The sequence below is a fragment of the Azospirillum sp. UENF 312511 genome, assembly GCF_058780635.1.
On the sequence record NZ_JBSNCG010000001.1, the window covers coordinates 1285638 to 1299339 of the forward strand.

At 68.5% G+C, this 13702-nt stretch carries 13 protein-coding genes; all 13 read right to left on the minus strand.

Features of this window, described 5'->3' with window-relative positions; genetic code table 11:
- Nucleotides 1-14 precede the first annotated feature (14 nt).
- The 13 genes from ACWPN7_RS05905 to urtB all read right to left on the minus strand — a co-directional run bounded on the left by ACWPN7_RS05905 (nucleotide 15) and on the right by urtB (nucleotide 13563).
- Nucleotides 15-728, minus strand: coding sequence for an ABC transporter ATP-binding protein (locus ACWPN7_RS05905; protein WP_456523277.1), 714 nt, complete (start codon nucleotides 726-728; stop codon nucleotides 15-17).
- Nucleotides 721-1467 carry an ABC transporter ATP-binding protein gene (locus ACWPN7_RS05910; RefSeq protein ID WP_456523278.1) on the minus strand — a complete coding sequence of 249 codons (747 nt, stop codon included), beginning with the start codon at nucleotides 1465-1467 and terminating at the stop codon, nucleotides 721-723. Before ACWPN7_RS05910 ends, ACWPN7_RS05905 begins: the two co-directional genes overlap by 8 nt.
- A complete protein-coding gene (locus tag ACWPN7_RS05915) occupies nucleotides 1454-2452 on the minus strand; it encodes a branched-chain amino acid ABC transporter permease (RefSeq protein WP_459198116.1) in 999 nt (332 codons plus the stop codon). The genes ACWPN7_RS05910 and ACWPN7_RS05915 overlap by 14 nt, the downstream gene beginning before the upstream one ends.
- The gene (locus ACWPN7_RS05920) at nucleotides 2449-3321 is read right to left on the minus strand and encodes a branched-chain amino acid ABC transporter permease (RefSeq protein WP_014197324.1); all 873 of its coding nucleotides are present in this window, start codon (nucleotides 3319-3321) and stop codon (nucleotides 2449-2451) included. Before ACWPN7_RS05920 ends, ACWPN7_RS05915 begins: the two co-directional genes overlap by 4 nt.
- Nucleotides 3322-3429: 108 nt before the next feature.
- Complete coding sequence (locus tag ACWPN7_RS05925) at nucleotides 3430-4668, minus strand: ABC transporter substrate-binding protein (protein ID WP_051658178.1); 1239 nt, start codon at nucleotides 4666-4668, stop codon at nucleotides 3430-3432.
- 5 nt (nucleotides 4669-4673) lie between these two features.
- On the minus strand, nucleotides 4674-5528 hold the full coding sequence (locus ACWPN7_RS05930; RefSeq protein ID WP_040133981.1) for a GntR family transcriptional regulator: 855 nt from the start codon (nucleotides 5526-5528) through the stop codon (nucleotides 4674-4676).
- Between the two features lie 208 nt (nucleotides 5529-5736).
- Complete coding sequence (locus tag ACWPN7_RS05935) at nucleotides 5737-6087, minus strand: FmdB family zinc ribbon protein (protein WP_040133980.1); 351 nt, start codon at nucleotides 6085-6087, stop codon at nucleotides 5737-5739.
- A gap of 21 nt (nucleotides 6088-6108) precedes the next feature.
- Nucleotides 6109-7341 (minus strand): formamidase, encoded by a 1233-nt coding sequence (gene fmdA / locus ACWPN7_RS05940; RefSeq protein WP_040133979.1) that lies wholly within the window; start codon nucleotides 7339-7341, stop codon nucleotides 6109-6111.
- Nucleotides 7342-7395: 54 nt separating this feature from the next.
- Nucleotides 7396-9816, minus strand: a complete 2421-nt coding sequence (gene urtA, locus ACWPN7_RS05945) for an urea ABC transporter substrate-binding protein (RefSeq protein WP_492273158.1) — start codon at nucleotides 9814-9816, stop codon at nucleotides 7396-7398.
- Nucleotides 9817-9985: 169 nt separating this feature from the next.
- Complete coding sequence (gene urtE, locus ACWPN7_RS05950; RefSeq protein ID WP_040133978.1) at nucleotides 9986-10675, minus strand: urea ABC transporter ATP-binding subunit UrtE; 690 nt, start codon at nucleotides 10673-10675, stop codon at nucleotides 9986-9988.
- A gap of 33 nt (nucleotides 10676-10708) precedes the next feature.
- Nucleotides 10709-11455, minus strand: a complete 747-nt coding sequence (gene urtD, locus ACWPN7_RS05955; RefSeq protein WP_137141180.1) for an urea ABC transporter ATP-binding protein UrtD — start codon at nucleotides 11453-11455, stop codon at nucleotides 10709-10711.
- A gap of 13 nt (nucleotides 11456-11468) precedes the next feature.
- Entirely contained in the window at nucleotides 11469-12623 is a 1155-nt protein-coding gene (gene urtC, locus ACWPN7_RS05960; RefSeq protein ID WP_459198209.1) for an urea ABC transporter permease subunit UrtC, read from the minus strand.
- Between the two features lie 13 nt (nucleotides 12624-12636).
- Nucleotides 12637-13563 carry an urea ABC transporter permease subunit UrtB gene (gene urtB, locus ACWPN7_RS05965; protein WP_149651471.1) on the minus strand — a complete coding sequence of 309 codons (927 nt, stop codon included), beginning with the start codon at nucleotides 13561-13563 and terminating at the stop codon, nucleotides 12637-12639.
- Nucleotides 13564-13702: the final 139 nt, after the last annotated feature.

Genomic DNA, 13702 nt, shown 5'->3' on the forward strand with positions numbered 1-13702 from the left:
CGAGCGGACGGCCCCTAGAGGCCGAGATAGGTGCGTTTCAATTCGGGGTCGCGCGCGATCTCGTCGGACGGTCCCGACAGCGCGAAGACGCCGTTTTCGAGGATGTAGGCCCGGCGGGCGACCTCCAGCGACTGCACGACGTTCTGCTCGACCAGCAGGATCGCCAGCCCGCCCGCGTTCAGTTGGCGGATCAGCCCGAACATCTCCTCGACCACCAGCGGCGATAGGCCGAGCGACGGTTCGTCGAGGATCAGCAGCAGCGGTTCGGCCATCATGCCGCGCCCGATGGCGAGCATCTGCTGCTCGCCGCCCGACAGCGTGCCGGCCAGCTGGCCCTCGCGCTCCTTCAGGCGGGGGAAGGTGGTGAAGATGCGCTCCAGGTTCCGCGCCCGGTTCGGCTTGCCGCGCCGGTAGCTGCCCAGCTCCAGATTCTCGCGGATCGACAGGTTGGGGAAGATCTTGCGGCCTTCCGGCACCTGGATCAGCCCCTCCTCCACGATGCGCGCGGCGGAGCGGCCGTCGATGCGGTTGCCGGCGAAGCGGATCTCGCCGGCCCAGGGCGGCAGCACGCCCGACAGCACCTTGTTCAGCGTCGTCTTGCCGACGCCGTTGGAGCCGAGGACCGTGACGATCTCGCGATCCAGCACGGCCATGTCGATGCCGCGCAGCACCTCGGTGGCGCCGTAGCCGGTCTTCAGCCCCTGGATGCTCAGAAGTGCGTCAGCCATGGGCCGCCCCCTCCGCCGCCAGACGGGCGGCGGCGCCGTGGCCGAGATAGGCCTCGATCACGCGGGGATCGGCGCAGACGACGGCGGGCTTGCCCTCGGCGATCATGCGGCCCTGCGCCAGCACATAGACGCGCTCGCACAGGTTCATCACCGCCTGCATGACGTGTTCGATCATCAGGATCGTCACCCCTTCGTCGCGGATGCCCCGGATCACCGGGATGATGTCGCGAATCTCCGACGGGTTCAGGCCGGCCAGCACCTCGTCCAGCAGCAGCAGCTTCGGCTCGGTGGCGAGCGCACGGGCCAGCTCCAGCCGCTTGCGCCCGGCCACCGTCAGGCCGCCGGCCGGCCGGTCCAGCTCGGCCGCCAGCCCGACGCGGCGGGCCACCTCGCGCGCCTTGCCGATGGCGTCGGCGCGCTTGGCGTGGCGCAGATAGGAGCCGACCGCGATGTTCTCGCACACCGTCAGCCCGGCGAAGGGCTGGACGATCTGGAAGGTGCGGCCGATGCCGCGCTCGGCGCGGCGGTGCGGCTCCTCGCCGGTGATGTCGGCGCCCTCGAACAGGATCCGCCCGTCGCTGGGTGCAACGAAGCCGGAGATCATCGAGAACAGCGTCGTCTTGCCGGCGCCGTTCGGCCCGATCAAGCCGATGATGCCGCCGGGCTCCAGCGCAATCGATGCGTTGTCCACCGCCATCAGGCCGCCGAAGCGCTTGGAGACGGACTCAACGGCCAGCATGGGACACCTCCTTGGCGCCGCGCGTCACCAACCCGCGGCCGCGGTCGCGCAGACGCTCCAGCAGGCCCAGGATGCCGCCGCGGGCGAAGGCGACGGCCAGCACCAGAACGCTGCCGAAGACGATCAGATCGATGCCGGGGATGCGGCCGGCGAATTGCTTGGCGAGTTCGCCCAGCCCATGCAGGGTCAGCGCCCCCACCACCGGCCCGAAGACCGTGCCGACGCCGCCGATGATCGGGGCGAGCAGAAGCTCCACCGAGATCCAGCTGCCGTAGGCGATGTGGGCGTCGATGTAGAGGAAATACTGGGCGTAGAGGCAGCCGGACAGCGCCGTCACCGCGCCCGACAGGGCCATGGCGCGCAGCTTCACCTTCAGGGAGTCGACGCCCAGCGCCTTGGCGGCGTCCTCGTTCTCGCGCACCGCGACGAGCTGCGCCCCGAAGCGCGAGCGCTGGATCCAGCGCGTCAGCAGCAGCACCCCGGTGACGAAGGCGAGGACCAGCCAATAGAAGACGGCGCGGTCGGCGAACTGCAGGTTGGCGGGGTGGACGTCCAGCTTGATCAGCAGGCCGGCGGCGCCGCCGGTGAAGGAGGCCGCGTTGGCGAGGATGCGGAACACCTCGGCGAAGGCCAGCGTCACCAACGCGAAGTAGGAGCCGCGCAGGCCGGAGCGGAAGCTGAGGAAGCCGATCACCCAGGCGACCGCCGCCCCCGCCGCCATCGCCAGCAGCAGCCCGGCCCAGGCGTTGACGCCGTAGTGCAGTTGCAGGATCGCCGTCACATAGGCGCCGGTGCCGAAGAAGGCGGCGTGGCCGAAGCTGAACTGGCCGCCGAAGCCGCCCAGGATGTTCCAGCCCTGCGCCCCCAGCGCCACGATCAGCGTGAAGACGAGGAAGTTCATCACCGGGCTGGACGTCACCACCAGCGGCAGCAGCGCGGCGAGAACGGCCAGGACGGCGATCGGGATCAGGTCGCGCGCGGTCATGCCTTGGCTCCGAACAGGCCGGTCGGCCGCACCAGCAGCACGGCGATGAAGATCAGGAAGATGCCGATCTGCCCCAGGCTGTCGCCCAGGAAGAGGCCGCACAGGCTCTCCACCACACCGATGAACAGGCCGCCGAGCAGCGCGCCGGGAAGCGAGCCCATGCCACCCAGCACCACCACCGTGAAGGCGACCAGCACGAAGGCGCTGCCGATGCGCGGGTTGACGTAGAAGGTCGGCATCAGCAGGCCGGCCGCCACGGCGAGGCAGGCGCAGCCCAGCCCGAAGGTGATGGCGTAGACATGCGGCACGTCGATGCCGACCAGATTGGCGCCCAGCTTCTCCTTGGCAACGGCGCGGATCGCCTTGCCGGTGTCGGTGCGGTTCAGCACGAGCCAGAGCAGCCCGGTCACCACCACCGCGACCCCCAGCCCGATCACCCGCGGGTAGGAGAGCAGCAGCGGCCCCAGCGCGACCACCTGGAAGGAATAATCGGTGTCGAGCGTGCGGGTATCCGACTGGAAGACGGCCAGCAGCACATTCTCCAGCACGATCGACAGGCCGAGCGTGACCAGCAGGATATTGCCGTCGTCGCCGTGGCTGGCCGGCCCGATGACGAAGCGCTGCAGCCCGTAGCCCAGCACGAACATCAACGGCACCAGCGGCACAATCACCAGATAGGGGTCGAGGCCGAGCCAGGCCCAGGCGACCCAGACCGCAAACATGGCGCAGGTCAGCAGCGCGCCATGGGCGAAGTTGATGATGTGGAGCACGCCGTAGATCAGCGTCAGGCCGAGGGCGATCAGCGCGTAGACCGCGCCGGTCATCAGCCCGTTCAGCGCCGCTTCCAGGATGATCTGAGGTGAATACATGGCAGCCCGCGCATGAGGGAAATGATCCCCCCACCCGTCCGGGCGGCCGTTGCGCGGCGCCACGGGACGGATGGGGAAATGCGGGAGGTGCGAAGGCGACGGGACGGATTACGCCGCCGGGTAGTTGGCCTTCGATTCCGCGAAGGTTTCGGGGAAGATCACCTTGATGTCCTCGCCCTGGATCTGCGTGTTGATCGGGGTGGCGCCCTCGTTCTGGCCGTTCACGAACTTCGTCGCGCCGTAGGGCATGATGTGGCCGGCGAATGTCGAGCTGTTCAGCGCCTCGATGATCGTCTTGCGGTCGGCGGAGCCGGCGCGCTCGATGGCGTCGGCCAACAGCAGAACGTTCGAATAGTTCAGCGGGACGTTGTAGGCGAAGGACTTGCCCTGCGCCTCCACCGCCTTGCGCAGCGCCAGGGCCTGCGGATTCTTCGGATCATGCCAGTGATTGCAGTCGATGACGTTCTGGGCGGCCTGCGGGAATTCCTTGACGAAGCGCCCATTCGACGCCGCCCCGCCGAGAACCGCATAGACACCCTTCGGCTTGATGCGCTGCTGCTGCATGGTGCGGGCGAGCAGGACGAACTCTCCGTAATAGTTGGACGGGATGACGAGGTCCGGGTTCAGCGAGCGGATGCGCAGCGCCACGTTGGACATGTCTCGCGCCGGGGTCGGGTGGGCGATGGTCTCCAGGATTTCGAAACCGCGCTTGGGCAACTCGGCCTGCAGCAGCTTGGCGAGACCGGAGCCGAACAGGCCGTCCTCATGCACCAGCACGACGGTCTTCGCCGGCTTGCCGGCCAACTCGTTGATCTTGGTCAGGTTGTCGAGCGCGACCTGCGTGACCTTGCCGAAACCGGGGCTGAAGCGGAAGGTGTTGGTCAGGCCGCGCGCCATGATCTGGTCCGACACGCCGACATCGACGAGATAGGGCAGATCGTAGCGCGCCGCCGCCTGCGAGGCGGCGAGGCAGATCGGGCTGGCGAAGCCGCCGACGATGGCACACACGCCCTCGGCCTGCATGCGTTCGACCTCCTGGGTGCCGGCCTCCGGCGTGGAGCGGGCGTCGCCGAAGACCATCTCGATCTTGGCCCCGCCCAACGCTTTGATGCCGCCCGCCGCGTTGATCTCGTTGATCGCCATCTCGGCGCCGAGCCGGCCGAGGTCGCCGTCATGGGCGAGCGCGCCGGTCACCGGCTGGAGGATGCCGATCTTCACGGCCGGGGTCTGCGCCCGCAGAATCGACGGGGCGCCCACCGTCGCGAAGGCGGCCGCCGCGGCGCCCGCCTTGAGCACCGTGCGGCGGGAAATGCCGGAGAGTGCGGAGTCCTGAACCGAACGTCCCATAACGCTCAACTCCTCTGCTTGATGGCCCGCGAGCCGCGGGTGGGCTTTTCGCCCGCTTTGTTCTTGTCGGTCTTGGCCGTGTCGGATCCGCGCGGCCGGCCCAGGGCCGGGCTCCAACGCCGCTCCCCGTCGTCGCCGATGCGCACCAGATCCATGTGGAAGCTGTAGCGGTCGGGCCGGTACAGCGCGTGCAGATGCTCCACCCCGCGGCCGGACGGGTCGTGCACGATGCGGGTCAGCGTCAGCAGCGGCGAGCCGATCTCCAGATCGAGCGCCGCCGCCGGCTCCGGCCCGGCGAGCGTGGCGTTGATCGCCTGGGTCGCCCGCTCGGTCTTCACGCCCGACCGCTCGATCAGCTCCAGCAGCGGACGCGCCGCCAGCTCCGCCTCCGAATAGGTCAGGCCGAGCCATTCCGGCACATGGGTGGTCAGGTAGGAGAAGGGCTCTCCGTCGATCAGGCGCACGCGCACCGACCGCTGGACCCGCTCGCCCGGCTTCAGGCCCAGGCTTTCGGCGATGGCCTCCGGCGGCGCGACGTAACCGAAGGAGAGCAGCTTCACGTCGGTGCTGCGCCCCATGTCGATCAGATGCGACAGCACGTTGGACAGGTCGGCGACGATGGGGCGGACCGCGCGGCTGTCATGGACGAAGGTTCCGGAGCCGGGCTTGCGCTGCACCAGCCCTTCCTTCTCCAGCAGGTCGAGCGCCCGGCGCACGGTCACCCGCGACACCGCGTGCTCGGCGGCCAACGCCGGTTCGCCCGGCAGGCGCCCGCCCGGCGGCAGGTCGCCGGCGACGATGCGGTCGCGCAGCAGCAGATAGATCCTGCGCGCCTTCAGCGGTTCGACCGACGACTTCACTGTGCCCCGCCTCCCTCTCACTGGAAACCGGCGTCTGTCTCTCCATAAGACAGGAACCTGTATGATTGATAATACAGCTTAGGTCAACAGCGATGTTGGGGAAGCGGACGATCGGCGCCGGGACCCTTGTCGGATTTCGCAGGGACGAAAAGCAAACGGCCCGCCTCGGGGGGAGGCGGGCCGTTCGGTGTCGATCGTTTTCAACGCGTCAGTGACTGATCATCCACGGTCTTGCCGTCGGGAAGCCCTTCGCCCCGTCGGGGGTGCGGAGCACTGAGCGTCCCTTCTTGCCGCCGCCACCGCCGCAACCGCAGCCCGGCCCGTGCTTGTGCGTCGGCCCGACCTCCGACAGCAGCTTGGGCCGGTCGGCGCTGCGCTCGTTGGTGGCGTGCGCCGTCCGGACGGTGGCCGACAGCCCGGAGAAGGCCGGCGCCATGCGGATCACCCGTTGCGACGGTGTTCCGCAATCGGGACAGGGCTGCGGCAGGCCGCTTTCCGCCATCGGCCGCATTCCCGTGAAATCACCGCAGCTCGGGCACTCGTAATCGTACATCGGCATGGCGCGGCCTCCCCTCTCCCGTTACACGCGGTCTTGAGCGATCGGCATGTCGACGTCGCCCTTGATGAACTTCGTCGGCCCGTCGGCGTTCGGGGTGATGTCGAAGTCGAAGATCTGCGTCGGCAGGAACAGGGTGGCGCAGGCGTTCGGCACGTCGACCACGCCGCTGATGTGGCCCTGCACCGGTGCGGTGCCGAGGATCGAGTAGGCCTGGGCGCCGGAGTAGCCGAACTTCTTCAGATACTCGATGGCGTTGAGGCACGCCTGCCGGTAGGCGACATGGACGTCCAGGTAGTGCTGCTCGCCCGCCTCGTCGACCGAGATGCCCTCGAAGATCAGGTAGTCGTTGTAGGTCGGGACGATCGGGCTCGGCTTGAAGATCGGGTTCTTGATCCCGTACTTCGCCATGCCGTCCTTGATCAGGTTGACCTTGAGATGCGCCCAGCCGGCCATCTCGATGGCGCCGCAGAAGGTGATCTCGCCGTCGCCCTGGCTGAAATGCAGGTCGCCCATCGACAGGCCGGCGCCCTTCACATAGACCGGGAAGTAGATGCGCGAGCCGCGCGACAGGTCCTTGATGTCGCAGTTCCCGCCATGCTCGCGCGGCGGCACGGTGCGGGCGCCCTCCGCCGCCGCCTTGTCGCGGGCCTCGCCCTTCAGCCGGCCCATGTGCGCGGTCGGCGCGTGGGGCGGGTTGGCGAGGCCGGGGACGCGGGTCGGGTTGGTGTCGATCAGCGCCTGCTCGCGCTTGTTCCACTTGGCCAGCAGGTCGTGCGACGGCAGGCAGCCGATCAGGCCGGGATGGATCAGCCCGGCGAAGCGCACGCCGGGGATGTGGCGCGACTTGGTGAACATGCCCTCGAAGTCCCAGATCGACTTCTGGGCCAGCGGGAAATGCTCGGTCAGGAAGCCGCCGCCGTTCTGCTTGGAGAAGAAGCCGTTGAAGCCCCACTGCTGCTGCGGGAAGGCTCCGATGTCCAGCAGGTCGACGACCAGCAGGTCGCCCGGCTCCGCCCCCTCGACCCCGACCGGACCGGACAGGAAATGCACCTGGCTGAGGTCGACGTCGCGCACGTCGGCGGCATCGTCGTCGTTTTTGATCTGGCCGCCGGTCCAGTCGTAGCATTCCAGGATGAAGTCGTCGCCCGGCTTCACCGTCACCGCCATCGGGATGTCCGGATGCCAGCGGTTGTGGATCATATCGTTCTCGTAGGGAGACTGCGACAGGTCGGCCTTGATCAGGGTGTCAGCCATGGTTTGCTCTTCCTTATTGGTGGACTGATGGGTGGCGAAGGAGTGGTGGGGGCCTCAGGCCGCCAATTCCCGGAAGCCGTCCGGGAAGGGGTTGGGCTCGATCAGGTCCCGGGTCTCGAAGACCACGTCGAACTGGCCGTCGCGCCGGGCGCGGCCGATGCGGGTCCGGGTCCACAGGTGATGGTTCTCGTGGATGCGCAAGGCGCCGGCCGGCGCCGCGGCGAACTCGATGCCGGGCGAGGCGGCGACGACCCGCGCCACGTCGAAGCTGCCGGCCTTCTCGACCGCCAGCTTCCACAGCCAGGGGCCGAGATAGGCGTTGTGGGTGACGTCGCCGATGACGCTGTCCGCCCCCCACATCGCCTTGAAGGCGGCGACGAAGGCACGGTTGGCCGGCAGTTCCAGGCTCTGGAAGTATTTGGCGCAGGTGAAGGCGCCGGCGATGTAGTCGCCGCCGATGCCCATCATCTCGTCCTCGGTGACGCTGTTGGTCATCAGGATCTGGCGGTCCAGCTCGATCCCGGCGGCCTTGAGCTGCTTGTAGAAGGCGACGTTCGAGCCGCCGACGACGATGGCGTAGACGACGTCGGGCTTGGCCGCCCTGATCCGCGCGACGATGCTCTCGAAACGGGTGTCGCCGAGTTCGGCGTAGTCCTCGCCGACGACGCGGCAGCCCTTGGCCTCGATGTGGCGCCGCGCGATGGCGTTCGACGCGCGCGGCCAGATGTAGTCCGACCCGACAAGGAAGAAGCTCTTCGCCCCCTTCTCGCGCATCACCCAGTCCAGCCCGGCGAGGATCTGCTGGGTCGCCTCCTGCCCGGTGTAGATGACGTGGCGGGACTGCTCCAGCCCCTCGTAGAAGGTCGGGTAGTAGAGCAGGCCGTCGCGCTTCTCCAGGACCGGCAGCACCTCCTTGCGCGAGGCCGAGGTCCAGCAGCCGAAGATCGCCGCCACCTTGTCCTGCCCCAGCAGCTTGTCGGCGCGGTTGGCGAAGGTCGGCCAGTCGCTGGAGCCGTCCTCCTGCACGATCTCGATGCGGCGGCCCAGCACGCCGCCGGCCTCGTTGATCTGCTGGATCGCCAGCATCTCCGCCTGGATCGACCCGCCCTCGCTCAGCGCCATGGTGCCGGTGGCAGAATGGAGGATGCCGACCTTCACCGCCTCGTCGGTGACGGCGATGCCGCTCTTGTTCACCGCCGCGGTCGCCGGGGCGCCCGGCGCCAAGCCCTGGACGCGCCGCACCGTGCCCGCCGCCATCATGCGCCCAGCGACCGAGGCGCGGCGGCGCAGCGCCGATTGCAGGCTGACCTCCGCCAGGAAGTTGTTGACCTCGCGGCTCAGCTCGTCGGCGTGGCCGGCGACCTGCGAGGCGGCGCCGAGCACCTGCCCGGCCGCCATGCCGGTGTCGGACGCGGCGTCCGAGACGCCGACGATGTTGGAGGCCACGCTCTCGGTGCCGCGCGCCGCCGCCTGCACGTTGCGGGCGATCTCGCGGGTGGCGGCCCCCTGCTGCTCGACGGCGGCGGCGATGGCCGAGGCGATCTCGTTGATCTCGGCGATGGTGCCGGCAATGGCGCGGATGGCCTCCACCGCCTCCGCCGTCGCCGACTGGATGGCGCCGACCTGGGTGGCGATGTCCTCGGTCGCCTTGGCGGTCTGGTTGGCCAGCGTCTTGACCTCGCTGGCGACGACGGCAAAGCCTTTGCCGGCCTCCCCCGCCCGCGCCGCCTCGATGGTCGCGTTCAGCGCCAGCAGGTTGGTCTGCCCGGCGATGCCCTGGATCAGCCCGATCACCTGCCCGATGCGCGCGGCGCTGTCGGCGAGGCTCTGCACCACGGCGTCGGTGCGGCGGGTGTCGGCCACCGCCTTGCCGGCGATGGCCGCCGACGAGGCGACCTGCCGGCCGATCTCCTGGATCGAGGCCGACAGCTCCTCGGTCGCCGTCGCCACGGTCTGCACGTTCATCGACGCCTGGGCCGAGGACTCCGACATCGCCGCGGACAGCCGGTTGCTGCGCTCGGCGGTGCCGCTCATCGCGGTGGCGGTGTCGGTCATCTCGCCGGCCGCCGAGGAGACGGTTTGCACCAGCCGGCCGACCTTGCCTTCGAAGTCGCGGGTCAGCGCCTCCAGCCGGGCCGCGCGCTCCTCCGTCGCCTTGCGCTCGGCGTCGCGCTGCGCCTCGTGGGCGGCGCGGGCCTCGGCGGCGGCGGCGATGCGGTCGAGGGCGGCGGCGAGGTCGCGTTGCGGATCGTTGCCGCCGCCCGCCGCATCGCCGGCCAGCGCGGCGGCCCGCTCGCCGAGCCGCCGCAGTCCGGCGCCCTGGCGGTGGGCCAGCGCCGCGGCTGCGGCGGCCAGCGCGGCCGAGAGGACGAGGCCGGCGGTCGGCACAATGGGCGACCCGGCCAGCGGCGTCGCCACGGCGGTCAGCAGGGCGACCACGGCGCAGGCGGTGGACGCGGACTTGGCGGATGTCATGGCGCATCCTTCTGTGGTGGGAGGTGGGGTGCGGGCAGTGGGTGCCCCCACCCCGACCCTCCCCCGCTCACGCAGGGGAGGGAGAACCAAGTCCCCTCCCCTGCGAAGCGGGGGAGGGTTAGGGAGGGGGCAATCCCCGCTTAGGGAGGGGGCAATCCCCGGCCGCGCCCTAAACCGACAGCAGCCGCGCGACCTTCGCCTCGTCGACCTGATCGCGACTGTCCTCATGGACGATCTCGCCGTTCTCGATCACCAGCACGCGGTCGGCGATGTCGAGCGCGAAGCTCAGCACCTGCTCCGACACGATGATGCTGAGGCCCTTCTCGTCGCGGATGCGGCGCAGGGTGCGGGCCATCTCGCGGATGATCGACGGCTGGATGCCCTCCGTCGGCTCGTCCAGCAGCAGCACCTTCGGCTTGGTGGCGAGCGCGCGGGCGATGGCCAACTGCTGCTGCTGCCCGCCCGACAGGTTGCCGCCGCGCCGGCCCTTCATCTCCAGCAGCACCGGGAACAGCTCGTAGAGGTCGCCCGGCACGCTGCGCCCGCCATGGACGCTGAGCCCCGTCTCGATGTTCTCCTGCACCGTCATGGTCGGGAAGATCATGCGGCCCTGCGGGACATAGGCGACGCCCTTCGCCACCCGCTCGTAGCTCTTCAGGCCGGTGATCTCGTCGCCGCCGATGCGGATGGCCCCGGAGCGCGTCGGGACGATCCCCATCAGCGACTTCATCAGCGTCGTCTTGCCCATGCCGTTGCGGCCCATGATGGCGACGATCTCGTTGGGCGCCACGGTGAAGTCCAGCCCATGCAGGACCTCGCTCTCGCCGTAGGACACGCGGAGTTGATTGACGGACAGCATCTCTTGATCCCCCGCTGAATGGCCTGGATAAACTCAATGGCCCAGATAGACTTCGACGACCTTGGGATCGTTCTTCACCCGCTCCATGCTGCCTTCCGACAAGATCTTTCCCTGGTGCAGCACCGTGACGCGGTGTGCGATGTCCTCGACGAACTTCATGTCGTGCTCGATCACCAGCACCGAGCGGTTCTGGATGATGCGGTTCAGCAGCTCGGCGGTCTTCTTGCGCTCGTTCACGCTCATGCCGGCGACCGGCTCGTCGAGCATCAGCAGCTCGGGGTCCTGGATCAGCAGCATGCCGATCTCCAGCCATTGCTTCTGCCCATGGCTGAGATACTCGGCGCGCTGGTCGAGATGGTCGGAGAGGAAGATCATCTCGGCGATCTCGGCCACCCGCTCGCGCACCGCGGCGTCCCGTTTGAAGGCGAGCGCGCCGAACACGCTGCGGCCGCGGGGGTAGGAGATTTCCAGATTCTCGAACACCGTCAGGTCGTCGTAGATCGACGGGTTCTGGAACTTGCGCCCGACGCCGGCCGTGACGATCTGGTGCTCCTTCATCGCGGTCAATTCCTTGTTGCGGAACTTGATGGAGCCGCCGGACGCCTTGGTCCGCCCGCAGATGAGGTCGAGCACCGTGGTCTTGCCGGCGCCGTTGGGGCCGATGATGACGTGGATCTCGTTGCTGTCGACGTAGAAGGACAGGTCGTTGACCGCCTTGAACCCGTCGAACGACACGGTCAGCCCTTCGACCGCCAGCAGATAATCGGTGTTGTTGGCCATGCTCCGTCCCTCCTCAGTCGGCGGCGGTGTGGGGCGGGATGATCGGCGCCGCGGCAGCGGGGATCGTCGTCCGTCCGACGGTGGGGCGGCGCAGCCGCGGAGCGATGTACTGCTGGTAGAGCCCGGCCAGCCCGTTGGGGAACACCATCACCACGCCGATGAACAGGGCGCCCATGGCGAACAGCCACAGCTCCGGGAAGCTCTCCGACAGCATCGTCTTGGCCCAGTTGACCAGCAGCGTGCCGTAGACCGCGCCCAGCAGCGACAGCCGGCCGCCGACCGCGCAGTAGATGACCATCTCGATCGACGGCACGATGCCGACGAAGGACGGCGACATGAAGCCGACCTGCAGCGTGAACATCGCGCCGCCCACCGCCGACAGCGCCGCGGCGAAGCAGAAGACGAAGATCTTGAAGTTGGCGACGTCGTAGCCGGAGAAGCGGACCCGGTCCTCCTTGTCGCGCAGCGCCACCAGGATGCGCCCGAGCTTGGAGCGGCGGACGGTGAGGCAGAGCAGGATGCAGCCGATCAGCAGCGCCGCGTTGACGAAGTAGAGCACCAGCTTCGCCTCGTCGGTGCGGATGTCCCAGCCCTTCAGCGTGCGCAGGTCGGTGATGCCGTTGATGCCGCCGGTGTAGCCCTGCTGGCCGACGATCAGGATGGTCAGGATGGCGGCGAAGGCCTGGGTGATGATGGCGAAATAGACGCCGCCAACCCGCCGCTTGAACATCGCCAGCCCGACGATGAAGGCGAGCAGTGCCGGAACCGCCACCACCGCGACGATGGAGAAGGTCAGGCTGTGGAACGGCTCCCAGAACCAGGGCAGCGCCGTCAGCTGGTTCCAGTCCATGAAATCGGGGATGCCGGGAGTGGACTGGATCTTGGTCGCCTCGGGGCTGGAGGCCTCCAGCTTCAGGAACATCGCCATGCAGTAGCCGCCGATGCCGAAGAAGATGCCCTGCCCCAGCGACAGGATGCCGGCGCTGCCCCAGCACAGCACGAGGCCAAGCGCCACAAAGGCGTAGGTCAGGTACTTGCCGACCATGTTCAGCCGGAAGATGTCGAGCCCCAGCGGCAGGACGATCACCAGCAGGGCGGCCAGCAGCAGGATGCCGGCGACGTCGCCGTCGATGCGCCCGAGAAGGCCGTTTTGAGGGTTGCGCGTCATGGTGAAGGACTCCTCAGCGGCGGACTTTGAGGACGAACAGGCCCTGCGGGCGCAGCATCAGGATCACGACGACGGTCAGCAGCGTCAGCACCTTGGCGGTCGAGCCGCTGAGGAAGAACTCCATCGTCGACTGAGCCTGGCTGATGGTGAAGGCCGACGCGATGGTGCCGATCAGGCTCTGGGCGCCGCCGAACACCACCACCAGGAAGGTGTCGACGATGTAGAGCTGGCCCGAGGTCGGGCCGGTCGAGCCGACCATGGTGAAGGCGCTGCCCGCCACCCCGGCGATGCCGCAGCCGAGCCCGAAGGTGTAGCGGTCGACCTTCTCGGTGTTGATGCCGACGGCGCCGGCCATAGTGCGGTTCTGCATCACCGCCCGCACGCCCTGGCCCCAGCGCGAGCGGAACATCACGGCGTAGATGACGACGGTGATGGCCATGGTCAGGGCCATGACGAACAGGCCGTTGATCGGAACCTCGATGGTGTCGGTGACGGCGACCGAGCCCATCAGCCAGTCCGGCAGGACCACGCCGACCTCGCGCGCGCCGAAGACCGAGCGGAAGACCTGCTGAAGGATCAGGCTCAGCCCCCAGGTCGCCAGCAGCGTGTCGAGCGGTCGGCGGTAGAGGAAGCGGATCATCCCCCACTCCACCAGCATCCCCAGCGCCCCGCTGGCGAAGAAGGCCAGGATCATGGCGATGAAGAAATAGGCCGGGAACAGCGCCGGCACGGTGCTGGAGATGAAGTTGGAGCAGAGATAGGTCACGTAGGCGCCGAGGATCATGAACTCCCCGTGCGCCATGTTGATGACGCCCATCTGCCCGAAGATGATGGCGAGGCCCAGCGCCATCAGCACGAAAACGGAAAAGAGAATGAGCCCCGCGAATCCCTGCATGGCAAAGATCGACCCGAGCTCGGCCAGGCTGTAGCCCTCGAACATGATGGGAACTCCCGTGCGGTGATGCGGCGGAGTGCGGAGGCGGTTGCCCCCTCCCCGACCCTCCCCCTCTTCGAGGGAGAGGGGGCCAACTGCGAAGTGGCGGCCGTCCCCTCTCCCGCGGCAGCGGGGGAAGGTTAGG

What these genes read in the sequence shown, in the direction of transcription:
- ACWPN7_RS05905 (WP_456523277.1), bottom strand. Translation starts at nt 728, where the DNA reads ATGGCTGACGCACTTCTGAGCATCCAGGGGCTGAAGACCGGCTACGGC.
- ACWPN7_RS05910 (WP_456523278.1), bottom strand. Translation starts at nt 1,467, where the DNA reads ATGCTGGCCGTTGAGTCCGTCTCCAAGCGCTTCGGCGGCCTGATGGCG.
- ACWPN7_RS05915 (WP_459198116.1), bottom strand. Translation starts at nt 2,452, where the DNA reads ATGACCGCGCGCGACCTGATCCCGATCGCCGTCCTGGCCGTTCTCGCC.
- ACWPN7_RS05920 (WP_014197324.1), bottom strand. Translation starts at nt 3,321, where the DNA reads ATGTATTCACCTCAGATCATCCTGGAAGCGGCGCTGAACGGGCTGATG.
- ACWPN7_RS05925 (WP_051658178.1), bottom strand. Translation starts at nt 4,668, where the DNA reads ATGGGACGTTCGGTTCAGGACTCCGCACTCTCCGGCATTTCCCGCCGC.
- ACWPN7_RS05935 (WP_040133980.1), bottom strand. Translation starts at nt 6,087, where the DNA reads ATGCCGATGTACGATTACGAGTGCCCGAGCTGCGGTGATTTCACGGGA.
- fmdA (WP_040133979.1), bottom strand. Translation starts at nt 7,341, where the DNA reads ATGGCTGACACCCTGATCAAGGCCGACCTGTCGCAGTCTCCCTACGAG.
- urtA (WP_492273158.1), bottom strand. Translation starts at nt 9,816, where the DNA reads ATGACATCCGCCAAGTCCGCGTCCACCGCCTGCGCCGTGGTCGCCCTG.
- urtE (WP_040133978.1), bottom strand. Translation starts at nt 10,675, where the DNA reads ATGCTGTCCGTCAATCAACTCCGCGTGTCCTACGGCGAGAGCGAGGTC.
- urtD (WP_137141180.1), bottom strand. Translation starts at nt 11,455, where the DNA reads ATGGCCAACAACACCGATTATCTGCTGGCGGTCGAAGGGCTGACCGTG.
- urtC (WP_459198209.1), bottom strand. Translation starts at nt 12,623, where the DNA reads ATGACGCGCAACCCTCAAAACGGCCTTCTCGGGCGCATCGACGGCGAC.
- urtB (WP_149651471.1), bottom strand. Translation starts at nt 13,563, where the DNA reads ATGTTCGAGGGCTACAGCCTGGCCGAGCTCGGGTCGATCTTTGCCATG.